This is a genomic window from Sphingomonas adhaesiva (genome assembly GCF_036946305.1).
In the GTDB taxonomy this organism is placed as follows: domain Bacteria; phylum Pseudomonadota; class Alphaproteobacteria; order Sphingomonadales; family Sphingomonadaceae; genus Sphingomonas; species Sphingomonas adhaesiva_B.
This window is the reverse complement of the sequence record NZ_JAQIJJ010000007.1, coordinates 225,812-249,190: the sequence shown is the minus strand read 5'-3', so window position 1 is coordinate 249,190 and position 23,379 is coordinate 225,812. Positions and strand designations below refer to the sequence as shown.

Below are 23,379 nucleotides of genomic sequence, written 5' to 3'. Positions count from 1 at the left end.
GATCAGGAACACGCCCGGCACCAGCAGTTCCGCGATACCCAGCAGCAGCGCCGCGATCAGCCACGCCGTGCCTGCGCCACCGATGCCGTCCAGTGTCACGCTTCCGGCGTCCGCGGCAGTTCGAACGGACTGGGGCGGCGCGTTGCGGCCGGGGTGGCGGGCGTGTCGGGTTTCAGCGCCTCCTTCGCCAGCTCGCCGATCCCGCCCAGCGTGCCGATCAGCTGGGTCGCCTCGACCGGGAAGAGGATGGTCTTCGCATTCGGGCTGGTGGCGAATTTGCCGACCGCCTCGACATATTTCTGCGCGACGAAATAGTTGATCGCCTGCGATCCGCCGCTCGCGATCGCCTCGCTGACCACCTGCGTCGCCTTGGCCTCCGCCTCCGCGGCACGCTCGCGCGCCTCGGCATCGCGATAGGCCGACTCGCGGCGGCCCTCCGCCTCCAGGATGCGCGCCTGCTTCTGCCCCTCGGCGCGCAGGATCTCCGATGCGCGGCTGCCCTCGGCGTCGAGGATGTTGGCACGCTTCTCGCGCTCGGCCTTCATCTGGCGCGCCATCGCGTTGACGATATCCTGCGGCGGACGGATGTCCTTGATCTCGACGCGAGTGATCTTGACTGACGCCCCAGGGCGTGGTGGCGTGATCGACGACGTTGAGCAGCCGCGCGTTGATCTCGTCGCGCTTCGACAGCGTCTCGTCCAGGTCCATCGCGCCCATCACGGTGCGCAGGTTGGTCGTCACCAGATTGAGCAGGGCGTTGTAGAGGTCGCTGACCTCATAGGCCGCCTTGGGCGCGTCGAGCACCTGGAAGAAGACGACGCCGTCGGTGGAGATCATCGCATTGTCCTTGGTGATGATCTCCTGCCCCGGGATGTCGATCACCTGCTCCATCATGTTCACGCGGCGGCCGACGCGATAGAAGAAAGCGGGGGTAGAAGTTGAATCCCGGCGCCGCGGTGTTGGTGTAGCGGCCGAAATGCTCGATCGTATATTGATAGCCCTGGCGGACGATCTTGATGCTGGCGAACAGATAGAACAGCACGAACGCCAGGAGCAGGATGGCGGCGATCAGCATGGCGGGCGGTTCCTTCGGATGTGCGCGGCCATCATAGACCGCCCCTAGCGATCCGTCACCGATGCGGTTACATGGCGCGCCACTCCTCCACCCCGCAAGGAATCGGCACCCCATGGACATCCGGCTCGGCCTCACCTTCGACGACGTGCTGCTCGTGCCGGCGGAATCGAGCGTCCTGCCGACCGAGGCGGATACGCGCACGCGCCTGACGCGCGGCATCGCGCTCAACATCCCCGTCGTCTCCTCCGCGATGGATACGGTGACCGAGGCGGACATGGCGATCGTCATGGCGCAGCTGGGCGGGATCGGCGTGCTCCACCGCAACCTGACCGTGGAGGAACAGGTGGCGGCGGTGCGGCAGGTGAAGCGCTTCGAAAGCGGGATGGTGGTCAATCCGATCACGATCGCGCCGGAAGCGACGCTGGCGCAGGCGCAGGCGCTGATGGCCGCCAACCGCATCAGCGGCATTCCGGTGACGGAGAAGGACGGGCGGCTGGTCGGCATCCTGACCAACCGCGACGTGCGCTTTGCGGAGAATCCGAACCAGCCGGTGTCGGAGCTGATGACGAAGGACGACCTCGCCACCGTGTCGACCGGCGTCGGGCAGGAGGAGGCGCGCCGCCTGCTCCACCAGCGCCGGATCGAGAAACTGCTGGTGGTGGACGAGGCATATCGCTGCGTCGGCCTCATCACCGTCAAGGATATCGAGAAAGCGGTGATGTACCCGGACGCGACCAAGGATGCCGCCGGGCGGCTGCGCGTCGCCGCCGCGACGACGGTGGGGGACAAGGGGTTCGACCGCACCGAGGCGCTGGTCGATGCGGAGTGCGACCTGATCGTGATCGACACCGCGCACGGCCACAATGCCGACGTGGCGCGCGCGGTGGAGCGGGTGAAGAAGCTGTCCAATTCGGTGCAGGTGGTGGCGGGCAACGTCGCCACTGCGACAGCGACGCGCGCGCTGATCGATGCGGGCGCGGACGGGATCAAGGTGGGCATCGGGCCGGGGTCGATCTGCACCACGCGTGTCGTCGCGGGCGTCGGTGTGCCGCAGCTGACGGCGGTGATGGATTGCGCGGAGGAAGCCGCGAAGTCGGGGGTGCCGGTGATCGCGGACGGCGGGCTGCGCACGTCGGGCGATCTCGCCAAGGCGCTGGCGGCGGGGGCTTCGACCTGCATGGTCGGCTCGCTGCTGGCGGGGACCGAGGAGGCGCCCGGGGAAACCTTTCTGTATCAGGGGCGTGCGTACAAATCCTATCGCGGCATGGGATCGGTCGGCGCAATGGGGCGCGGCTCGGCGGACCGGTATTTCCAGGGCGAGGTGCGCGACCAGCTGAAGCTGGTGCCCGAGGGGATCGAGGGGCAGGTGCCGTTCAAGGGACCGGCGCGTGAGGTGATCCACCAGCTGGTCGGCGGGATCAAGGCGGCGATGGGCTATACCGGATCGGCGACGATCCCGGTGTTGCAGGAGCGTGCGCAGTTCGTCCGCATCACGGGCGCGGGGCTGAAGGAAAGCCACGTCCATGACGTGACGATCACGCGCGAGGCGCCGAACTACCCGACACGATGACGCCCGCGGCACGGACCCAGGCGGCGATCGACCTGCTCGACGCGATCGTCGTCGCCGCGCGTGAGGGCGGGGCGGCGGCGGACACGTTGATTTCACGCTACTTTGCGGCGCGGCGCTATGCCGGGTCGAAGGATCGGCGCGCGGTGCGCGAGCTGGTCTATGCCGGGATCCGCACGCTGGGCGAGCGGCCCGTGAGCGGGCGGGCGGCGGTGCTGGCGCTGGCGGCAAAGGACCCGGCGCTGGCGGCGACGTTCGACGGGTCGGCGCATGGGCCGGCGCCGATCGATTCCGGTGAGCCGGTGGCGGTGGAGGGGTTGCACCCGCGCTGGCTGGAGGAGGCGCTGGCGGTGTCCGGCCTCGACCGGGACGAGCAGGCGGCGCTGGTCGAGCGGGCGCCTTTGGACGTGCGAATCAATCGGTTGCGCGACGGCATACTGCCCGCAGGCGCGCCGATCGCAGGGCTGCCCGACGCGCTGCGGCTGCCGGCCGGAACCGATCTGGCGCCGTTCGCCGGCGTGGTCGAGGCGCAGGATGCGGGAAGCCAGACGGTGACGCTGGCGACCGGCGCTGCCCCCGGGATGACGGTGCTGGACCTGTGCGCGGGGGCGGGGGGCAAGACGCTGGCGCTGGCGTCGATGTTGGCGAAGGAGGGGCATATCGTGGCCGCCGACGTCGATCGCGCGCGATTGTCGCGGTTGATGCCGCGCGCCGAGGCGGCGGGTGTCGCGAACATCGTCGAAACCCGCCTGATGAACCCCGGGAAGGAGCGCGAAACCCTGTCGGATGTTGCCGCCGACGTCGTGCTGGTGGACGCGCCATGCTCCGGAACGGGCACATGGCGGCGCAATCCGGAGGCGCGCTGGCGGCTCACCCCGGCACGGCTGGAGCGGCTGGTCGCGACGCAGCGGCACCTGCTGACGGTCGGCGCGGCGTGCGTGCGGCCGGGCGGGGCGCTGGTGCATGTCGTCTGCTCGCTGCTGGAGGCAGAGGGGGCGGATCAGGTCGACGCGTTCCTCGCCGCGCACCCCGGCTGGACCGCGGAGCCGCTGGCGCTGCCGCTGGGGCGCCCGCATCGCGGCGGCGTGCGGCTGACCCCGGCGCACGACGGCAGCGACGGCTTTTTTGTCGCGCGCCTGCGGGCCGCGTGCTAACCCGCCACGATCGTGTCGAAGCTGGAGCCGTTCATGCGTTTCACCTGCGTCGCCGTCGCTGCCTCGCTGGCGCTGGTGTCGATCTCCACCTCGCTGCACGGCCAGCGGCCCGACGACCAGATCGACGCGCGCAGCATGGCGCTGCTGCAACAGGCGAAGGCCGCGCAGTCGGCGGGCAATCTGGACGGCGCGACCGACCTGCTGGAGACGGCGGTGACGGTCGATCCGCGCAACCGGCAGGCGTTCATCGCGATGGCCGCGGTGGCGGAGGCGCGCGGGCTGCCCGGCAAGGCGATCCGCTTCTATCGCGAGGCGCTGCTGCTGGAACCGAACGACGTCGACGCGCTGGCGGGGCAGGGTGAGGCGATGGTCGCCAAGGGCGCGGTCGAGCGTGCGCGGCAGAATCTGGCGCGGGTGAAGACGCTGTGCAAGGGCGCCTGCCCGCAGGCGACCACGCTGGCCGCGGCGATCGCCAAGGGGCCGCCGGTGACGACTGCGGCAGTGGGGGCGAATACGACGACGGTGGGGAAGGTGCCGGCGGCGCAGGATTGAGGACCCTTTTAGCCCCTCCCCTTCAGGGGAGGGGTTTGGGGGTGGGGGGGTGTCTCACCGAGACCTTCACTTGCGGCTCTTAACTGCCCCACCCCCAACCCCTCCCCTGAAGGGGAGGGGCTTTTTAGTTTAGGCGCCGTGCCAGGGCGACGAACTCCCTCACGCTCACCGTTTCGGCGCGTCGGGTCGCGTCGATCCCTTCCGCCTCCAGCGCATCGATCGCCCCCGGTACGCCGCGCAGGCTCTGGCGCAGCATCTTGCGGCGCTGGCCGAAGGCGGCGGCGGTGAGGCGTTCGAGCGTGGCGAGGCGGACGCCCGCGGGCGCCTCCGTCGGCGTCAGATGGACGACCGCGGACATCACCTTGGGCGGGGGCGTGAAGGCGGAACGGTGGACCGGCATCGCGATCCGCGCGGTGCTGCGCCATTGCGACAGCACCGCGAGCCGGCCGTAGGCGTCGGTGCCGGCGGGCGCGACGATGCGGTCGGCGACCTCGCGCTGGAACATCAGCGTGCACGACCGCCACCACGGCAGCCATTCGGCCGAGAGCCAGCCGACCAGCAGCGCGGTGCCGACGTTATAGGGCAGGTTGGAGACGATGTGGGGCGCGCCGTCGAACAGCGTGCGCGCGTCGATCTCGGTCGCGTCGCCCTCGATCACGCGCAGGCGGCCGGGGTAGGCGGCCTCCAGTTCGGCGAGCGCGGGGATGCAGCGGCGGTCGCGCTCGATCGCGGTGACGCGCGCGCCCTGCGCCAGCAGCGCGCGGGTGAGGCCGCCGGGACCGGGGCCGACCTCCAGCACCTCGGTATCCTGAAGGTCGCCGGGGACACGCGCGATGCGGCCGAGCAATTGCGCGTCGAACAGGAAATTCTGCCCCAGCGCCTTGGACGCGGACAGGCCGTGGCGCGCGCTCACTTCGCGCAGCGGCGGCAGGTCGACGGCGGGGGTCACGCGCCCTGCTGGCAGCGCGCGCGGTGCGTGGCGGCGGCATCCGCCATCGCGATGGCGGCGATCATCGCACCGGGATGCGCCGCGCCGGTGCCCGCGATGCCGAAGGCGGTGCCGTGATCGGGCGAGGTGCGCACGATCGGCAGCCCCAGCGTCATGTTGACGCCATCGTCGAAATACAGCGTCTTGATCGGCACCAGCGCCTGATCGTGATAGCCGCACAGCGCCGCGTCATAGCCGGCGCGCGCGCGGTCGTGGAACATCGTGTCGGCCGCGAACGGCCCGCGCGCGTCGATCCCCTCCGCCAGCAATTGCTCGATCGCGGGGGCGAACACCTCGATCTCCTCGCGACCGATCGCGCCGCTCTCGCCCGCATGCGGGTTGAGCCCGGCGAAGGCGAGCCGCGGGCATTCGATGCCGAAGTTGCGCGTCAGCCCGCGCGCGGTGGCGCGCGCTTTGGCCACGATCAGCTCGACGGTCAGCAGCGACGGCACCTCGGCCAGCGGCACATGCGTGGTCATCGGCACGACGCGCAGCCCCGGGCCGGCGAGCATCATGACCGCATTGTCGCGCGCGATGCCGCAGCGTTCGGCGACGAACTCGGTCTGGCCGGGGTGGGTGAAGCCGATGTCGTACAATTGCGCCTTCGACACCGGCCCGGTGACCAACGCGCGCCCGGCGCCCGAGCGGACCAGCCCGCACGCCAGCTCCAGCGCGTGGAGCGCGCAGCGCGCGCCGTCCGCATCGGGCGTGCCGGGGACGATCTCGCCGGCATCCTCGACCGTCAGCACGGGCAGCGCGTCGGGGAAGACGCGTGCGACCGCGCCCAGATCGGTGATCGGCTGCAACGGCCCCTGCCATACGCGCTCGATCGCGCGACAGTCGCCGACCGCGACGAACGGCGGCAGCGCGCGCTCGACGCGGGCGTCCCATGCCCGCGCGATCGTCTCCGGCCCGACGCCCGCGGGGTCGCCCATCGATACCACGATCGGCGCACCGGGGGCGGGGGAGGTCATCGCCACGGCTCAGCGATACTCGATGACCGCGTCGCGCCGCAGGTCGCGCAGCGCCTGCTGCGCGCGCAGGTTGACGCGCTGCTGCTCCAGCTGGCTCTGGATTTGCGCGGCGCCGGGCAGCTGCCCGCTCTGCACCTCGTCGCGGCCGCACAGCACCAGCGTCCGCACGCCCTCGGTCGGGGTGCCGAACGGCGGGGTGGCCTGACCGACCTGCAACTTCAGCATGATCGCCTGAAGCGGGGGCGGCAGGTCGCGGACGCGGATCGAATCGTTGTCGACCACCTCCGCATTCAGCGAGGCGGCGATCTTCTGCACCGAGCCGCAGCCCTGCAGCTTCTGGATCTCGCTGGCGAAGGCCGAGGTGCGCTGCGTCGCCTGCGCCTGCGTGGTGCCGGCGGGGAATTTGATCGTCATCTGCTTCAGGCTGAGCCGCGCGTCGCGCGGATCGGCGGTCAGCACCTGCCGCTTGTCGACCAGATACAGGATCGAGAAGCCGCCCGGGGTCGCGACCGGGCCGGCGACCTGGCCGACCTGCATCGTCTGCGCCGCCTGCGCCAGCGCCTCGGGCAGCTGCGCGGTGCGCACCCAGCCCAGGTCGCCGCCGACGCCGCGGGTCGACGCCTCGGAGAAGTTGCGCGCGAAATAGGCGAACGGCGCCTGGCCCTTGCCGATCTCGCCGATGATCTGGCGCGCGTTGGCGAACACCTGCTGCTCGCGGTCGGCGGTGGCGGAAAGGTAGATTTCGTTGAGGTGATATTCCTCGGTGCCCTTGGCCTGCTCCAGCCGGTCGAGGATCGCCTTCACCTCCTCGTCGCCGACGTTGACGAACGGCTCGACGCGGCGGCGCAGATAGCGCTGCCACGCCAGCTCGCCCTCGATCTGGCGGCGGATCGACTTGTCCGAGGAGCCGTTCTCGCGCAGGAAGGCGGCGAATTCGGCGGGCGTCTTGCCGAAGTTGCGCGCGACGCGCGCGATGCTCTGGTCGATCTCGTCCTTGGTGATCGTGACGTCGGCGGTCTTCGCCTGCTGGATCTGAAGCGTCTCGTCGATCAGCTGGCGCAGCACCTGGAGGCGCAGCCGCTCGCGATCGGCGTCGGTCAGCTTCACGTTGTTGGCCGCCGCGATCAGCGCGACGCGCTGGTCGACGTCGGTCTGGGTGATGACCGTTTCGTTGACGATCGCGGTCGCCTTGCGGATGTTGGGATCCAGCTTGCCGAAGATCTGCAGGTTGGCGGGGATGTTGAGCCCGGTGTTGTCGGGCAGCGTCTGGTCCTCGACCGTCTGCGCGATGCCCGCGCCGGCGCCTGCCGCGACCGCACCCAGCGCCAGCACCGCGGCCAGCGTCCGGCGGGCTTTCGTCACCCGGCGGACCCCAATAACCCAGCGGATTGGCGCTGTGCCCTTCGTTTTGATCATCGCGTGAATCTCGAAATCCCCATGCCGCGCCCACGGCGCATATCGCCGGCGCAGGTGCCCCATTCCGCCTGAACCGGGGCTTAGCGCCCCAGGTTCTTCAAGGAAAGCGTCAACAGATAGCTGTTGCCCGCGCGCGCATCGCCCAGCGACTGATAGTCGCGGCGCCAGGTGACGCCCAGATCGATGCAATCGTCCTCATAGGCGACGCCCAGCCGGTGGCGGATCGGATTGAACCCGTCCGCCGCGAGCAGCGCGGGATCCTCCTCGCGATCGGTCAAGTCGACCAGCGCGGAGCCCCAGACCGACCAGAAGCGCCCGATCCCGACCCGCCCGCCGACGCGCAGCTCCTCGCGGTCCTGCAGGTCCTGGATGTCGATGTTGCGGTTGAGGCGGATGTAGCCGACCGTGGCATAGGTGCGGCGCGTGCCGACGGTCGCGTCGATCTCGTTGCGGCGGACCGCCAGATTGTCCTTGTCGAGGCGGTAGCGGTGGGTCAGCGTCACGAACTCGCCCACGCGCACGTTGGTGCGCCCGACGATGTCGGAGAAGCGGTCGGACAGGCCGGTGCCATTGGGCAGGATGCTGGGGCGCGAGTTGAGGCGATAGCTCTGCCCGACATTGGCGGAGATGGCGATGCCGGTCAGGTCGAGCGCCCAGTCGGCGCCATAGGTGACGCGGCTCGAATCCTCCCACCGGTCGTAGCCGGGGAAGCGGTTGAGCGCGAAGAGGTTCGAATCCTCCAGGTCGACCGCGCGCGCATCCTCGTTGGGCACCGCCAGGTTGCGGGTGGGGGGCGTGGCGACCAGCTGGACGCGGGGGGTGAAGCGCTGGAACCCGCCGAACAGCTCGCCGATCAGCGGCCAGCGCACGTCGGCGGCCAACGCGCCGATCGCGCGGGTCTGAAACCCGTCGATCCCGCGATAGCTGGCGATCGTCGTCGCCGCGCTGCCCGAGGTGTTATAGGCGTCGCCGCGGGCATAGGCGGTCAGCGTCACCTCCTGCCCGCTGGTGGTGATGCCGCGCCAGTCCCAGCGTGCCGAGACGAAGCCACGTTGCGTGTCCTGCCCCGCCTTGCGCCCGATCGCGAGCGTATTGGCCTGAAGCTGGAGCACGCCGCCCAGCGGGGTGTCGGTGATGCGGCGACGATAGTCGATCTCGGGCAGAGCGACCGGCTGGAACCCCTGACGGTCGCCGACGCGCAGCGTCTGCACCGCCCAGCCCGCGATCGAGAGATAGCTGTCGCGGTCGATCCGCTCCACCGTCACGTTACTGCGCAGCCGGTCCTCGCGCGAGATGTCGTAGCGGCGCAGGAAGGTGCGGTCGGTGACGAGGCGCAGCGAGGTGGAGATGCTCCAGTTCGGGTCGAGCTGGAACCGGCCGACGCCGTCGATATAGCCGCGGAACGCACGCTCCGTCTCGGTGGTGAACCCGCCCGACAGGTCGCCGCTGCGGCGGCTGCCGGTGGCATAGGCGGTCAGCGAGAAGGCGCCGATCTCGTCCACCTGGCTGTAGCGCGCTTCCATCATCGGCAGTTCGGAGGAGAACAGGTGCGGGCGCAGCACCAGCGACTTGTCCGGCCCCAGCACGATGTTGACGGGCAGCACCACCTCCACCCCGTTCAGCCGGGTGATGTTGAACCCCGGCGTCAGCAGCCCGGTGTCGCTGCTGCTGCCCAGCGGCACGCTGAACCGCGGCAGCGCGGGCGTGCTGACGCCGAACAGGTGGAGGCGCGCGCCGTCGAAGGTCAGCCGCTCGCGCTCCGGACGGTAGAGCACCTGCACCGCGGTGATCTTCCACGTCGGTTCCTTGGGGCAGCCCTTCGCACTGGTGACCGCGCACGGCGAATAGACCGCGCGCTCCAGCCGCATCGTCCCGTCCGGGTTGCGCGTGCCGCGCACCGCCGCCATGCGCCCGCCCTGTTCCAGCACGACCAGCAGATTGTCGATCACGCCGTCCTTCAGCGTGTCGGTCAGCTCGATCGAATCGCCATAGGCGACATCGCCCTGCGGGTTGGTGACGGCGACGTTGCCGGTGGCGACGACCTGTCCGGTCTTGCGGTTCCACACCACCTTGTCCGCGCGCAGCCGGTCGCCCTCGCGCGTCATCCGCACCGCGTCGGTGGCGGTGACCACGTCGGCGTTATAGTCATATTCCAGCGCGCCGGCGCTGAACTGCACCTGATCCGCGTCCGGCGCGGGGGCCGCCTCGACGGGCGCGCCCTCGACGGATGCGGGGGGCGGGCCGCGGTCCTGCAACGATTGCGCCGCCGCCGGCACGGCCAGCACCAGCGCAGCGACGCCGCCAAGTAGATCCAAACGCGTCACGTCGCTCCCGTCGCACCCCTTGCGCGCGGCCGGGATGGCGACGGCGCTGCACGCCTGCCTATCGCATCGCCCGCGACGCGCTGCAACGTTTTGACGGGAGGGCTTTGCCACTGCCCGCGCAAGGGACTACCAGCGGCGCATCCCGTATCAAGGTAAGGTCGTCATGAAGATCGAGTTCGCTTCCCACCGCCCCGCCGATGCCGCCGTGCTGGCGCTGCCCGTGAAGAAGGGCGCCTCGCTCGCCGGGCTGGTGGAGGGCGCCGACGCGCTGGTGCAGGGCGCGGCGCAGGCGCAGCGGTTCGAGGGCGAGGCCGGCAGCGCCGCCGACGTCCATGTACCGGCCGGGGAGGGCACGCGCCGCGTGCTGCTGCTGGGCGTCGGCGCGGGCGACGATGCCGCGTTCGAGCGCGCGGGCGGCGTGCTGACGGCGCGGCTGCTGACCTCCGGCACGACCGCTGCGGTCGCCGATCTGTCGGGTGTGGAGGCGATCGGCGCGGCGCGCTTCGCGGCCGGCGCGGCACAGCGCGCGTGGCGGTTCGACGAATATCGCACGAAGCTGCCCGAGAAGCAGAAGCCGACGCTGGCGACGCTGACCGTGGTCGGCGATGATTCCGCCTATGCCCCGCGCGCGGCGGTGACCGACGGGCTGGCGCTGGCGCGCACGCTCGCCGCCCTTCCACCCAACATCCTGTATCCCGAGACGTTCGTGGAGCGCGTGCTGGCCGCGGTCGACGGGCTGGGGCTGGAAGTGACCGTCCTGGACGCCGCCGCGATGCACGAGCTGGGCATGGGCGCGCTGCTGGGTGTGGCGCAGGGATCGCGGCGCGAGGCACGGCTGCTGGCGCTGAAGTGGAACGGGGGCGGGGCCGATGCGCCGCTGACCGCGCTGGTCGGCAAGGGCGTGACCTTCGACACCGGCGGCATCTCGATCAAGCCCGCCGCCGGTATGGAGGACATGAAGTGGGACATGGGCGGCGCAGGCGCGGTCGCCGGCGCGATGCTCAGCCTCGCCACGCGCAAGGCCAAGGCGAACGTCATCGGCGTGATGGGGCTGGTCGAGAACATGCCCGACGGCAATGCGCAGCGTCCCGGCGACGTGGTGACCAGCATGTCGGGGCAGACCGTCGAGGTGATCAACACCGATGCCGAGGGGCGGCTGGTGCTGTGCGACTGCCTGACCTGGGTGCAGCGGACGCATGCGCCGACCACGATCGTCGACCTCGCCACGCTGACCGGCGCGATGATCGTCAGCCTGGGCAACGAATTCGGCGGTTTGTTCTCCAATGACGACGCGCTGGCGGACCGACTGCTCGCCGCCGGCCGCGCGTCGGGCGACCCATTGTGGCGCTTCCCGCTGACCGAAGCCTATGACAAGCTGATCGACTCGCCGATCGCGGACATGAAGAACGTGGGGCCGCGCGGGGCGGGATCGATCACCGCGGCGCAGTTCCTCCAGCGTTTCGTGGAGACGGGCGTCGCCTGGGCGCACCTCGACATCGCGGGCATGGTGTGGGCGGACAAGGACGGGCCGACCTGGGCGAAGGGCGCCACCGGCTATGGCGTGCGCGTGCTGGACCGCTATGTCGCGGACGTGTGCGAGGGGTAAGCGTCCTGCCGTTCGCTTCGAGCAGGGATCGAGCCTGTCGAGAGCCCGTGTCGAGAAGGATGTGCGGGCGGCGACCTCTCGATACGTCGTCTCGACAGGCTCGACGGCTATTCGAGGCGAACGGATAATAGGGTGAAAGCACGTGCAGGTCGATTTCTACCACCTGACCCGGATGCCGCTGGAGCGCGCGCTGCCGCGCATCGCGGAGCGGGTGGTGGGAACCGGCGCACGGTTGCTGGTGGTCAGCGCGGTGGAGGAGCAACGCGCCGCGCTCGACCGGCTGCTGTGGCAGTTCGCGCCCGACAGTTTCCTGCCGCATGGCGTCGCGGGCGGCGCGCATGACGATCGCCAACCGATCCTGATCGCGGGCGAGGTCGCGGCGGCGAATGGCGCGCGCCACGTCGCGCTGGTCGATGGCGAGTGGCGCGACGCGGCGCTGGGGTTCGACCGCGCCTTCCACTTCTTCGACGAGGAGGCGATCGGCCCCGCGCGCGCGGCGTGGAAGGCGCTGGCGGGGCGCGACGGGGTGGAGCGGCGCTACTGGAAGCAGAATGACGCGGGGAAATGGGAGCAGGCGGCGTAGGCCCGTCCCGCGTCACCCCGGGGCTTGAGCCGGGGTGACGGGACGGGTGGGGCGCCGCCGCGCTTGCATCCCCCGCACCCCGCGACTAGGGCGGCGCCACTTCCAGACCTTACACCACAGGAGCCCGTGACCGTCATGGCCGCGAACCGTACCTTTTCGATCATCAAGCCCGACGCCACCCGCCGCAACCTGACCGGCGCGGTCACCAAGATGCTGGAGGAGACGGGGCTGCGCGTCGTCGCGTCCAAGCGCATCCAGATGACCCGCGAGCAGGCCGAGGGCTTCTATGCCGTCCACAAGGAGCGTCCGTTCTTCAACGACCTGGTCGGCTTCATGATCTCCGGCCCGGTCGTGGTGCAGGTGCTGGAGGGCGAGAACGCCATGCAGCGCAACCGCGACGTCATGGGCGCGACCAACCCCGAGAATGCCGCACCGGGCACGATCCGCAAGGAACTGGCCGAGTCGATCGAGGCGAACACGGTCCACGGATCGGATTCGGACGAGAATGCCGCGATCGAGATCGCCTATTTCTTCCAGCCGGACGAGATCGTCGGCTGATGGAGTGGCGCCTGCGCCGCGCTGCGCCGGCCGATGCGGCCGCGCTGTCGCTGGTGGCGGGCGCCACCTTCCTCCAGACCTTCGCCGGGGTGCTGGAGGGCGCCGACATCCTCGCGCATGTCGCGCGCAACAGCAGCGCGGACGCGTTCGCGCGCTATATGGAGGAGGGCGCGATGGCCACGCTGGCCGAGGCCCGCGCGGGCGGCGCGCCGATCGGCTATACGCTGCTGACCGTGCCCGACCTGCCGGTCGCGCCGCAGGCGGGCGATATCGAGCTGAAGCGGATCTACGTCCTTGCCGGCGCGCATGGTGGCGGGCTGGGGCCTGCGCTGATGGCGCGGGCGGTGGAGGATGCGCGGGCGGCGGGGCACGAACGGATGCTGCTGGGCGTCTATGGCGAGAACCATCGTGCGCGGCGTTTCTATGAGAAACAAGGCTTCGCGCTCGCGGGGACGCGGCGGTTCCTGGTCGGCGCGACGTGGCATGACGATGTGATCTACGCGCTGCCTCTATAAGCCCCTCCTCTTTAGAGGAGGGGTTGGGGGTGGAGCGGTGTCTCACCGAGACTGCCGCCTTTGACTGCCCCACCCCAACCCCTCCCCTTAAGGGGAGGGGCTTTTCGTTGCCTTACCGCGGCCGGTACTCGATCCGCGCATCGCCCTCCGCGCGGACCGGCAGGAACAGCCCCGCGCCGGTGACCTGCAACTGCCCCGTCGTCACCTCGCGCACGCGGGTGGACAGGCGGAAGTCGCCCTCGCGGCGTGCGCCGATCGCGGCCTGCGCCTTGGCGAGCACCTTCTGGTAGTCGGGCGCGAAATCGTGGCGCAGCGCCAGCGCGATGGCGTCCTGCACCTGTGCGGTCGTCAGCATCTGCACCAGCAGGTCGACGGTCACCGAATCGGTCTTCGTCGCCAGCTTCACGTCGCGCGCCTGTACCAGCTGCGAATTGGCGTCGTTATAGGGCAGCGCCGACAGCCATACCTCGCCGCGCGTGGTGGGGCCGCCGTCCTTCGGGCGGACCGAGGCCTTCACTCCCACCGCCATCCGCCCGCCAGTGGTGGCATAGACGGTGACCTTGCCGAACTCTGCCTCCACCGCGCCGACGCCGGGCACGTCGATGCCGCGCGCGGCCAGCTTGCGCAGCGTGCGCTCCACCACCGGCTCCAGCTGCGCATAATCGGCGAGCACGGGGACGAAGAAGCGCAACCCCGGGCGCCCGGCGACGCGGCTGGGGCGAGGCAGAGCGGTGACCGTGGGGTCGGCGGGACGATCGCCGACGAATGTCTCGGTCAGCGCCTCCGCCGCCAGCGTCAGCCGCAGCTGCCGCCCCTCGACGCGATAGCCGCCGACGCCGAGCGCGCGCGGCGTCACGCGCAGCCAGGCGGGCGGGTTGCGCTTGCTGAGCTCGATCGTGGTGAACGCCTTGGCCCACACCTTCTGCAAATCGTCGCGCGGGCGCAGCGTGGCGAGCTGGCGCGGCAGGTCGCGTTCCAGCTTGCGGACGATGCCGGCCAGCTTCTCGTCCGCCTCGCGCTCGAACGTGATCCGCTGTCCGGCCAGCTCGGTCCCGGGCGGCTCGCGCCACGTATAATGGATGTCGATGGTGGCGCGCGGCTGCCAGTCGCCGACGATGCCCAGCCGCGCGGTGGCGCGCACGATCGCGCTGCCGGTCGCGGTCTTGCTGACCAGCCCGCCGACGTCGCGCGCCGCGATGTGCGCGTCGACCGGCATGACGATCTCCAGCCGCTCGCCGCTGCCCGACAGGCCGATCGCGCCGCGCGTCACCCGGCCCACCAGCCGGCAGCCGAGATCGGGGGTGACCTTCACCCCCGCGACGCGGCGACCCTTGACGCAGATGTCGCGGTGCTGGTCGATCGTCCACAGGGTGCGCGGCGTCTGATCGTTCAGCGCGCGCTCGACCGCGGTGAGGTCGGCGGTGACGGGGACGACGATGGTGGAGCTTTGCTGCGGCAACCGCCCGGTCTGCCCTTCGACGCGGGGCGGGGCCGGATTGCCGACGGGGCGCGAGCAGGCGGTGGCGAGAAGCGCCAGCGACAGGACGGAAAGAGGACGACGCAACCGCTGGCTCCATCGGACGAACGATGGTTTCAAACCCGTAACGGTGCGATTCGATCCGTCGTGGTGGCCCATCACTCCGGACGTGATCGGCGCTTATTCCCTTTGGACAAGGAGCCTTCCTGCCTCCCCGGCGAAGGCCGGGGTCCAGTCGGGGGACAGGCGTTGGCGAGCGTGGCGCGGCGTCACGCCGACCTTCCCAACTGGACCCCGGCCTCCGCCGGGGAGGCGTACTTGTCCGAAGGGGATAAACACCGACCCGATCCGGGGTGGCGATGTGGTCAGAACGCCGGTTCCTCGCCCGGCTTCTCGGGCACGTGGATGCCGCATTCCACCTTGTCCCAGCCGCGCCAGCGGCCGGCGCGGGGGTCTTCGCCCGGGCGCACCTTCGACGTGCAGGGCGCGCAGCCGATCGACAGATAGCCCTGCGCCTCCAGCGGGTGGCGCGGCAAATCGTGCTCGGCGAAATAGGCGTCGAGTCGCGCCTTGTCCCACAATGCCAGCGGGTTGATCTTCAACCGGCCCTCGTCCGCCTCGAACCGCGGCAGCGCGGCGCGGGTCTTGGCCTGGAAGCCCTTGCGGCCCGAGATCCACGCATCGAACGGCAGCAAAGCGCGGCGCAGCGGCTCCACCTTGCGCAGGTCGCAGCAGCCGTCGGGATCGTAGGACCAGCGCAGCCCCTTGTCGTCCTTCAGCCGCAGCAGCCGCGGATCGGGGCGGAACACGCGCAGGTCGGTGAAGCCCAGTCGCTCCGACAGTTCGTCACGATAGGCCAAAGTCTCGCCGAACATCTTCTGCGTGTTGGTGAAGATCACCGGCACGTCGGCGTCGATCGTGGCGATCATGTGGAGCAGCACCGCCGATTCGGCGCCGAACGACGACACCGCGGCGATGCGGCCCTTCAGCTCGCCGGTCAGCAGCTCGCGCAGCATGTCCGGCGTGTCGACGCCGGCGAAGCGCGCCTCCATCGCGGCCGCATCCTGTGCGGTGAAGACGGGGCGGACGTCGATCGTGTCGAGCGCGCGCGCGGCCTCACCCATGGCGCAGTTTCCACACCGGGACCGCGCCGTCGGCGGCCTTCTGATAGACATGGTCGTAGCGGTCGAGCGAGCGCTGCAGCGTCGCGGCGTCGACCGCGGCGGCCGGCGCGAAGCTGTCGAACCCGCAGCGCCGCATCAGCGGGATCTGGTCGACCAGCACGTCGCCCTCGGCGCGCAGCTCACCGGCATAGCCCGCCTCGCGCAGGATGCGCGCGACCGAATAGCCGCGCCCGTCGCGGAAGGTGGGAAAGGGCACCTCGACCAGCGCGATGCGATCGAGCAGCGGGATCAGCTGACGCGCATCGTCGCCCGGCTCGATCCGGACGGCGGTCGCGTTCGACTGATCGGCGAGGAACGCGTCCAGCGTCACCGCCGGCTCCTCATGCGGCGTGTCCTCGCGAAAGAGCAGGTGGGCGGGCACCTCAACCATAGATCGCCTCCTTGAACGGCTCCATGCCGACGCGGCGGTAGGTGTCGACAAACCGCTCGCCCTCCGTGCGCACCTGGACATATTTGTCGGTGACGCGCTCGATCGCATCGACCACGCCATCCTCGTCGAAGCCGGGGCCGGTGATCTTGCCGAGCGACACGTCCTCCGCGCCCGATCCGCCGAGCAGCAGCTGGTAATTCTCGGTGCCCTTCCGGTCGACGCCCAGAATGCCGATGTGCCCGGCATGGTGGTGGCCGCAGGCGTTGATGCAGCCCGAGATCTTGAGCTTCAGCTCGCCCAGATCGCGCTGCCGCGCGGGATCGGCGAAGCGCTGCGCGATCTTCTGCGCCACGGGGATCGAGCGCGCATTGGCGAGGCTGCAATAATCGAGGCCGGGGCAGGCGATGATGTCGCTGATGAGGTCGAGGTTCGCCTCCGCCAGCTGCGCCTCCACCAGCGCCTCCCACACCGCCTTCAGGTCGGCGATGCGGACGTGCGGCAGGACGATGTTCTGCGCATGGGTGACGCGCAATTCGTCATGGCCGTAGCGCTCGGCGAGGTCCGCCATGACGTCGATCTGCTCGGCCGAGGCATCGCCGGGGATGCCGCCGACGGGCTTCAGCGAAATGTTGACGATCGCATGGCCCGGCGCCTGGTGCGGCTTCACATTCTGGTCGAGCCAGACCGCGAAATCGGGGTCGCTACGATCGACGTCGGTCGGCGCGTCTGCGGCATAGGCGGGGGGGGCGAACATCGCGGTGATGCGCGCCAGCTCGGCTGCGGGGGGATCGATCCCCAGCGCCTTCACCTGCGCAAACTCCTCCTCGACCTGACGGCGATATTCGTCCGCGCCCAGCTCGTGGATCAGGATCTTGATCCGCGCCTTGTAGATATTGTCGCGCCGGCCGTAGCGATTGTACACGCGCAGGCACGCCTCGACATAGCTGAGCAGGTCGTCGGCGGTGACGAAGTCCTTGATCTCCGGCGCGATCATCGGCGTGCGGCCCATGCCGCCACCGACGAAGACCTTCGCGCCCAGCACATTGTCGCGCTCGATCAGCTGGATGCCGATGTCGTGGAGCCGCATCGCGGCGCGATCCTCGTCCGCGGCGATGACCGCGATCTTGAACTTGCGCGGCAAATAGCTGAATTCCGGGTGGAAGGTGCTCCACTGGCGCAACAGCTCGGCCCAGGGGCGCGGGTCGGTCACCTCGTCCGCGGCGGCGCCGGCATATTGGTCGGAACTGATGTTGCGGATGCAATTGCCGCTGGTCTGGATGGCGTGCATCTCGACCGTCGCCAGCTCGGCGAGGATGTCGGGCGCCTGGTCCAGCTTGATCCAGTTGTACTGGATGTTCTGCCGCGTGGTGAAATGGCCATAGCCGCGATCGTAGGTGCGCGCGATATGCGCCAGCATCCGCATCTGGCGGCTGTCGAGCGTGCCATAGGGCACCGCGACGCGCAGCATGTACGCGTGCAATTGCAGGTACAGGCCGTTCATCAGCCGCAGCGGCTTGAACTGATCCTCGGTGATCTCGCCCGCCAGCCGGCGCTTCACCTGATCGCGGAATTCGTCGACGCGCGCATCGACGATCGCCTGATCGTATTCGTCATACTTGTACATCAGATCACCCAGCTGCCGGCGGACGCATCGGCCGGTTTCAACGTCAGGTCGGGGCGCACGGTGGGACCGAGCGCGCGGATACGGTCCTTGATATGCGCGGGGCGGGGGCCGTCGGCAGTCGCGGTCGCCTCGATCACATAGGGGCCGTTGACGCGGCGCGCTGCCTCTTCCTCGCGCGCGATCGCCTCGGCGCGGTCGCCGGCGTCGCCCGCGTCCTCGATATGGCGCGACCAGTCGCGGCCGGTCCACCAGATCACGTCGCCGCTCGCCAGATCGTTGCCGGTTACCAGTCTCACGCCATATGCTCCGCTACCTTTGCATAGGATGCGAGCTTGTCCTCGGCATCCGACAATTCCACCACCTCGCCCACGACGATGATCGCGGGGCTGGCGACCTTCTCGCGTGCCACCATCGCGCCCAGGTCCGCCAGCAGCGTCCGCAACGCGCGATGGCCGGGCAGCGTGCCCTTCTCCAGCACCGCGACCGGCATGTCGGGGGCGACGCCATCGGCCATCAGCTTGTCGGCGATCTGCTCCGCGGTGGCCACGCCCATGTAGATCACCAGCGTGCGGCCCTGCCCGGCAAGGCCAGACCAGTCCTGCTCCGACAACCCCTTGCACTGGCCGGCAACGAAGCTGACCGCGGAACTGTGGTCGCGATGGGTCAGCGGCAGCATCGCCTCCGCCGCGCAGCCGAGCGCGGCGGAGACGCCGGGGACGACCTCGACCGTCAGGCCCGCGGCGCGCACCGCCTCCACCTCCTCGCCGCCGCGGCCGAAGATGAACGGGTCGCCGCCCTTCAGCCGGACGACGACGCTGCCGGCCATCACATGCGCGACGATGAGCGCGTTGATCGCCTCCTGCGGCAGCGTGTGGCGCGCGCGGCGCTTGGCGACCGAGATGCGCTGGGCGGCGGGGGGCGCGATGTCGAGCACGCGCGGGTCGATCAGCCCGTCGTGGACGACGACATCGGCGCTGCGCAGCGCCTCCACGGCGCGCACGGTGAGCAGGCCGGGATCGCCCGGCCCGGCACCGACGAGGATGACGCGCCCGCGCGCATCGGGATCGAGCAAGGTTGCCATAGGCTTGCAGATGGGCGCGCGGGGGGCGGGGCGCAAACCAGCGATGCTTGGCGGGGGTGTAGGAGAGGTTTTGCGGCCGTAAAGCCCTCTCCCCCTTGGGGAGAGGGTTGGGTGAGGGGTGAAAGCCTCGCAGAGAGGTTCGTCTCGGTGAGACCCCGGCCCCTCACCCCGGCCCTCTCCCCGGAGGGGAGAGGGAGTGATGCAGCGTCTCTAGCCCTCTCCCTCTTGGGGAGAGGGCTGGGTGAGGGGTGGGGGCCTCGCAGAGAGGTTGGTCTCGGTGAGACACCTGCCCCTGTCCCCAGCCCTCTCCCCGGAGGGGAGAGGGAGTGGTGCAGCGTCTCTAGCCCTCTCCCCCTTGGGGAGAGGGTTGGGTGAGGGGTCGGAGCCTCGCAGAGAGGTTCGTCTCGGTGAGACACCTCCCCTTACCCCGGCCCTCTCCCCGGAGGAGAGAGGGAGTGATGCAGCGTCTCTAGCCCTCTCCCTCTTGGGGAGAGGGTTGGGTGAGGGGTGGGGGCCTCGCAGAGAGGTTGGTCTCGGTGAGACACCTGCCCCTCTCCCCAGCTCTCTCCCCGGAGGGGAGAGGGAGTTCGTTAGTGTCCTCGCATCTTTGCGATCTGGTGTACCACCAGCGCGACCACCGCGCCGACGATCAGCCCGACCACGCCCGACAGCGCGGCGTTGACGATCCAGCCGATCGCGCCGCCGCCGGCACTTTCCGCCACATGATGCACCCAATGCGCCGGCCCCGCGACGCCGATCTCCTCCGCGCTGTGGAGCAGCAGCCCGCCGCCGACCCAGATCATCGCCGCGGTGCCGACCGCCGCCAGCACGCTCATCAGATACGGCACGCCCTTCACCAGCCCGCGGCCCACGCTGCGCACCAGTCCCGAATCACGCTGCGCCAGATACAGGCCGACATCGTCCGCCTTCACGATCAGCGCGACCACGCCATAGACGCCCGCGGTGATCGCGATCGCGACCAGCGCCAGCGTCACCGCCTGCATCGGCAGCGCATAGTCGCTCACCTCGCGCAGCGCGATGACCATGATCTCCGCCGACAGGATGAAGTCGGTGCGGATCGCGCTCGCTACCTTCTGGTTCTCCAGCGCGACCGGATCGGTGGCGGTTTCCACCTCCGCCTCGGCATGGCCTCCGCCCAGCGCCTCGATCACCTTCTCCGCGCCCTCGAAGCACAGGAAGGCGCCGCCCAGCATCAGCAGCGGCGCCAGCGCCCAGGGCGCCACCGCGCTCAGGATCAGCGCGGCGGGGAGCAGGAAGAGCAGTTTGTTGCGGATCGATCCCAGCGCGATCTTGCCGATGATCGGCAGCTCGCGCTTGGGCGACAGGCCGGTGACGTAGCGCGGGGTGACCGCGGTATCGTCCACCACCACGCCCGCCGCCTTGACCCCCGCCTTGCTCGCCGCCGCGCCGACATCGTCCAGCGAGGCGGCGGCCAGCCGGGTCAGCCCCGCGATGTCATCCAGCAGCGCGACCAGTCCAGTTGCCATGTCATGTCCCGTTGTTGGGCGGTCAGCCGTCCGCCAGCCCGATGCCGATCGCCGCGCGCGCCGCCTCCGCCTCGTTGGAGACGACGGGATAGGCGCAATAATCCGCCGCATAATACGCGCTCGGGCGGTGGTTGCCCGACCAGCCGATACCGCCGAACGGCGCGGAGGAGGACGCGCCGTTGGTCGGCTTGTTCCAGTTGACGATCCCGGCACGCGCGCCGGCCCAGAAGCGGTCGAACAAGGCCGGCGTCTGGCTGACCAGCGCGGCGGACAGGCCGTAGCGGGTGTTGTTCGCCTCCGCGATGGCGGCATCGAAATCGTCGACGCGCACGATCTGGAGCAGCGGACCGAACAGTTCGACGTCGGGGCGCTCAACCACATCGGTCACGTCGATGATGCCGGGCGTCACGAACGGGCGTGCGGGATCGGGGCGCGCCATGTGGCGGATCGGGCGTCCGCCCTTCATCAGCAATGTCAGGAAGCTTTCGGTCAGGCCGTCGGCGGTGTCGTTGTCGATCACCGGCCCCATGAACGGCTGCGGATCGTCGTGCGGCGCGCCGACGATCAGCCGCGACGTCAGCTTCGACAGTTCGGCGAGCAGCGGCTCCGCCAGTTGCTGGTCGACGATCAGGCGGCGCGCGGCGGTGCAGCGCTGGCCCGCGCTGGTGAAGGCGGATTGCGCCACCAGCACCGCGGCGGTGTGCAGGTCGGGCGTGTCCCACACCACGATCGGGTTGTTGCCGCCCATCTCCAGCGCCAGGATCTTCTCCGGCATCTCCGCATATTGGCGGTTGAGCGCGATGCCGGTGCGCGCCGATCCGGTGAACAGCAGCCCGTCGATATCGGGATGAGCGGCGAGCGCGCGCCCCTCCGCCGGGCCGCCGATCAGGACGCGCACCGTCTCCTCCGGCACGCCCGCGGCATGGAGGCAATCGACCAGGAAGAGGCCGCTGGCGGGCGTCTTCTCCGACGGCTTGAAGACCACCGCATTGCCCGCGATCAGCGCGGGGACGATATGGCCGTTGGGCAGATGCGCGGGGAAATTGTACGGCCCCAGCACCGCCAGCACGCCGTGCGGCTTGTGGCGCAGCGCGATGCGGCTGTTCATCGGCGCGTCCATGCGACGCTGCGCGGTGCGTTCGGCATAGGCGGTGACCGAGATGTCGACCTTGGCGATCACGCTGTCGACCTCGGTGCGCGCCTCCCACAGCGGCTTGCCCGTCTCGCGCGCGATCGTGTCGGCAAAGGCGTCGATGCGCTGGCGCACGACATTGGCGAAGCGGCGCAGCGTCTCGATCCGATAGGCGAGCGAGCGCGACGCCCAGGGCACGAAGCCGTCGCGCGCGGTGGCGACCTCCAGCTCGACATCGCCGACCGGCCCGCGCCACAGCTCCGCACCGGTCGCGGGTTCATACGATATCAGCTCTGCCATAAGCGCGTTCTAACCGGCGGTTACGCCAGTGCAACGGCCATCGCGCGGATGTGCGCGAGCGCGTCGTGGAACGGCGCCCAGTCGTCGGCTTGCGCGATCGCGGACCAGATCGCCTCGACTTCCTCGATCAGCATCGATCGCGGTGCGCCGTTCCAATACGCGTGGTCGCGCGGCTTGCGGGGGGCGTGGCGGTCGAGCAGCGCGCGCGCCGCGTCCCATTCGGCGCCGTAGCTCTCGGGCAGGCGTTGCGCGAAAGCGTCGAAGAAGAAGCGGTCGATGCCGACGCCGGTGGTGCGCAAGGCGCGCTCCACCTCCTGCACCGTCGCGCGATCCTCCTCCGCCGAACGCGGGCGACGGCCGAGCCGCCACAGGATCGCATCGGTCACCGCGGGCTGGTAATGCGCGGGGAAGCGGTCCAGCTCGGCGATCAGCGGCTCCGCCTCGACCAGCGGGCGCAGCGCCACCGCCAGCTGCATCGCGTCCCAGTGGATCGCCTCGGGCTGGCGGCCGAAGGCGTAGAGGCCGGTCTGGTCGAAATAGGCGGCGACGAACGCCGGCTCCCAGGTGGGCGCGAACCGCCACGGGCCGTAATCGAAGCTCTCGCCGGTGACGTTGATATTGTCGCTGTTGAGCACGCCATGGACGAACCCCGCCGCCATGTAGCGCGCCGCCAGCCGCGCGGTGCGTTCCACCACCAGCGACAGCAGGCGGACGGGATCGTCGCTATCCTCGCCATACAGGTCGCGCAGCACATAGGCGGTCAGCCGGCGCAGCCCGTCCTCGTCGCGCAGATACGCCAGCCGCTGGAACGTGCCGATGCGGATATGCCCGTGGCTGAGCCGTACCAGCACCGCGGAGCGGGTGGGGGAGGGTTCGTCGTTGCGCTCCAGCTCCTCGCCGGTCTCGATCAGCGAGAAGCTGCGCGAGGTGGGAACGCCCAGCGCCTCCAGCATCTCGCTCGCCAATACCTCGCGTACCCCGCCCTTGAGCGTCAGGCGACCGTCGCCGAAGCGGCTCCACGGCGTCTGGCCGGAGCCCTTGGTGCCGAGGTCCATCAACCGCGCGCGGTCATCCCGCAGCTGCGCGAAGGTGAAGCCGCGGCCGTCGCCCAGATCGGGGTTGTAGGTGCGGAACTGATGGCCGTGGTAGCGCAGCGCGAGCGGCTGCTCCAGCGACCCGGGCAAGGGAACGAAGCGGCCGAAGTGGCGCACCCATTCGGCATCGTCCAGCCCCGCCAGACCGACCTCCGCCGCGGCGCGATCGTTGCGGAAGCGCAGCCGCGTTTCGGGGAAGTTCGCCGCCGTGACACGATCATAGAAGGCGTCGCCGAGCGACAGGATATTGCGCTCGGGTCGATATGCTTGCGGGTCGAAAGCCATGCCGCGATATGG

At 70.0% G+C, this 23,379-nt stretch carries 20 protein-coding genes and 1 pseudogene; 7 read left to right on the top strand and 14 right to left on the bottom strand.

Features of this window, described 5'->3' with window-relative positions; genetic code table 11:
* Positions 1-95 precede the first annotated feature (95 nt).
* Positions 96-1,075 (bottom strand): annotated as a pseudogene (locus PGN14_RS13570) (SPFH domain-containing protein).
* Between the two features lie 112 nt (positions 1,076-1,187).
* Here PGN14_RS13570 and guaB point away from each other — a divergent pair.
* The 3 genes from guaB to PGN14_RS13555 are packed head-to-tail and all read left to right on the top strand — an operon-like array spanning position 1,188 to position 4,348.
* Complete coding sequence (guaB, locus tag PGN14_RS13565) at positions 1,188-2,645, top strand: IMP dehydrogenase (protein WP_335300092.1); 1,458 nt, start codon at positions 1,188-1,190, stop codon at positions 2,643-2,645.
* Positions 2,642-3,796, top strand: a complete 1,155-nt coding sequence (locus PGN14_RS13560) for an RsmB/NOP family class I SAM-dependent RNA methyltransferase (protein WP_335300091.1) — start codon at positions 2,642-2,644, stop codon at positions 3,794-3,796. Before guaB ends, PGN14_RS13560 begins: the two co-directional genes overlap by 4 nt.
* A gap of 33 nt (positions 3,797-3,829) precedes the next feature.
* Positions 3,830-4,348: a tetratricopeptide repeat protein gene (locus tag PGN14_RS13555; protein WP_335300089.1), complete on the top strand. Its 519-nt coding sequence runs from the start codon at positions 3,830-3,832 to the stop codon at positions 4,346-4,348.
* Between the two features lie 124 nt (positions 4,349-4,472).
* On the opposite strand, the gene rsmA is transcribed toward PGN14_RS13555, so the two are convergent.
* The 4 genes from rsmA to PGN14_RS13535 all read right to left on the bottom strand — a co-directional run bounded on the left by rsmA (position 4,473) and on the right by PGN14_RS13535 (position 10,050).
* On the bottom strand, positions 4,473-5,297 hold the full coding sequence (rsmA, locus tag PGN14_RS13550; RefSeq protein ID WP_335300087.1) for a 16S rRNA (adenine(1518)-N(6)/adenine(1519)-N(6))-dimethyltransferase RsmA: 825 nt from the start codon (positions 5,295-5,297) through the stop codon (positions 4,473-4,475).
* Positions 5,294-6,310: a 4-hydroxythreonine-4-phosphate dehydrogenase PdxA gene (gene pdxA / locus PGN14_RS13545; protein ID WP_335300085.1), complete on the bottom strand. Its 1,017-nt coding sequence runs from the start codon at positions 6,308-6,310 to the stop codon at positions 5,294-5,296. The genes rsmA and pdxA overlap by 4 nt, the downstream gene beginning before the upstream one ends.
* Before the next feature lie 9 nt (positions 6,311-6,319).
* Positions 6,320-7,726, bottom strand: a complete 1,407-nt coding sequence (locus PGN14_RS13540) for a peptidylprolyl isomerase (protein WP_443019511.1) — start codon at positions 7,724-7,726, stop codon at positions 6,320-6,322.
* A gap of 80 nt (positions 7,727-7,806) precedes the next feature.
* The gene (locus tag PGN14_RS13535; RefSeq protein ID WP_335300081.1) at positions 7,807-10,050 is read right to left on the bottom strand and encodes an LPS-assembly protein LptD; all 2,244 of its coding nucleotides are present in this window, start codon (positions 10,048-10,050) and stop codon (positions 7,807-7,809) included.
* A 163-nt stretch (positions 10,051-10,213) separates the two neighbouring features.
* Here PGN14_RS13535 and PGN14_RS13530 point away from each other — a divergent pair, with 163 nt between their 5' ends.
* The 4 genes from PGN14_RS13530 to PGN14_RS13515 all read left to right on the top strand — a co-directional run bounded on the left by PGN14_RS13530 (position 10,214) and on the right by PGN14_RS13515 (position 13,312).
* Positions 10,214-11,656, top strand: a complete 1,443-nt coding sequence (locus PGN14_RS13530) for a leucyl aminopeptidase (protein ID WP_335300080.1) — start codon at positions 10,214-10,216, stop codon at positions 11,654-11,656.
* Positions 11,657-11,798: 142 nt separating this feature from the next.
* On the top strand, positions 11,799-12,239 hold the full coding sequence (locus PGN14_RS13525; protein ID WP_335300078.1) for a DNA polymerase III subunit chi: 441 nt from the start codon (positions 11,799-11,801) through the stop codon (positions 12,237-12,239).
* 135 nt (positions 12,240-12,374) lie between these two features.
* On the top strand, positions 12,375-12,797 hold the full coding sequence (ndk, locus tag PGN14_RS13520) for a nucleoside-diphosphate kinase (RefSeq protein ID WP_335300077.1): 423 nt from the start codon (positions 12,375-12,377) through the stop codon (positions 12,795-12,797).
* Entirely contained in the window at positions 12,797-13,312 is a 516-nt protein-coding gene (locus PGN14_RS13515; RefSeq protein ID WP_335300076.1) for a GNAT family N-acetyltransferase, read from the top strand. Before ndk ends, PGN14_RS13515 begins: the two co-directional genes overlap by 1 nt.
* Positions 13,313-13,424: 112 nt before the next feature.
* Here the strand turns inward: PGN14_RS13515 and PGN14_RS13510 are convergent, their stop codons facing one another.
* The 9 genes from PGN14_RS13510 to PGN14_RS13470 all read right to left on the bottom strand — a co-directional run bounded on the left by PGN14_RS13510 (position 13,425) and on the right by PGN14_RS13470 (position 23,367).
* Positions 13,425-14,876, bottom strand: coding sequence for a DUF4403 family protein (locus PGN14_RS13510; RefSeq protein ID WP_335300074.1), 1,452 nt, complete (start codon positions 14,874-14,876; stop codon positions 13,425-13,427).
* Between the two features lie 278 nt (positions 14,877-15,154).
* The gene (locus tag PGN14_RS13505) at positions 15,155-15,913 is read right to left on the bottom strand and encodes a phosphoadenylyl-sulfate reductase (protein ID WP_335300073.1); all 759 of its coding nucleotides are present in this window, start codon (positions 15,911-15,913) and stop codon (positions 15,155-15,157) included.
* Positions 15,906-16,343, bottom strand: a complete 438-nt coding sequence (locus PGN14_RS13500) for a DUF934 domain-containing protein (RefSeq protein ID WP_335300071.1) — start codon at positions 16,341-16,343, stop codon at positions 15,906-15,908. The genes PGN14_RS13505 and PGN14_RS13500 overlap by 8 nt, the downstream gene beginning before the upstream one ends.
* Entirely contained in the window at positions 16,336-17,967 is a 1,632-nt protein-coding gene (locus tag PGN14_RS13495) for a nitrite/sulfite reductase (protein WP_335300069.1), read from the bottom strand. Before PGN14_RS13495 ends, PGN14_RS13500 begins: the two co-directional genes overlap by 8 nt.
* On the bottom strand, positions 17,967-18,263 hold the full coding sequence (locus tag PGN14_RS13490; protein WP_335300068.1) for a DUF2849 domain-containing protein: 297 nt from the start codon (positions 18,261-18,263) through the stop codon (positions 17,967-17,969). The genes PGN14_RS13495 and PGN14_RS13490 overlap by 1 nt, the downstream gene beginning before the upstream one ends.
* Positions 18,260-19,048, bottom strand: coding sequence for a uroporphyrinogen-III C-methyltransferase (gene cobA / locus PGN14_RS13485; protein WP_335300067.1), 789 nt, complete (start codon positions 19,046-19,048; stop codon positions 18,260-18,262). The genes PGN14_RS13490 and cobA overlap by 4 nt, the downstream gene beginning before the upstream one ends.
* 590 nt (positions 19,049-19,638) lie before the next feature.
* The gene (locus tag PGN14_RS13480) at positions 19,639-20,556 is read right to left on the bottom strand and encodes a DUF808 domain-containing protein (RefSeq protein WP_335300065.1); all 918 of its coding nucleotides are present in this window, start codon (positions 20,554-20,556) and stop codon (positions 19,639-19,641) included.
* Between the two features lie 22 nt (positions 20,557-20,578).
* Entirely contained in the window at positions 20,579-21,988 is a 1,410-nt protein-coding gene (gene astD, locus PGN14_RS13475; protein WP_335300064.1) for a succinylglutamate-semialdehyde dehydrogenase, read from the bottom strand.
* 20 nt (positions 21,989-22,008) lie between these two features.
* Positions 22,009-23,367, bottom strand: a complete 1,359-nt coding sequence (locus PGN14_RS13470) for a protein adenylyltransferase SelO family protein (protein WP_335300063.1) — start codon at positions 23,365-23,367, stop codon at positions 22,009-22,011.
* Positions 23,368-23,379: the final 12 nt, after the last annotated feature.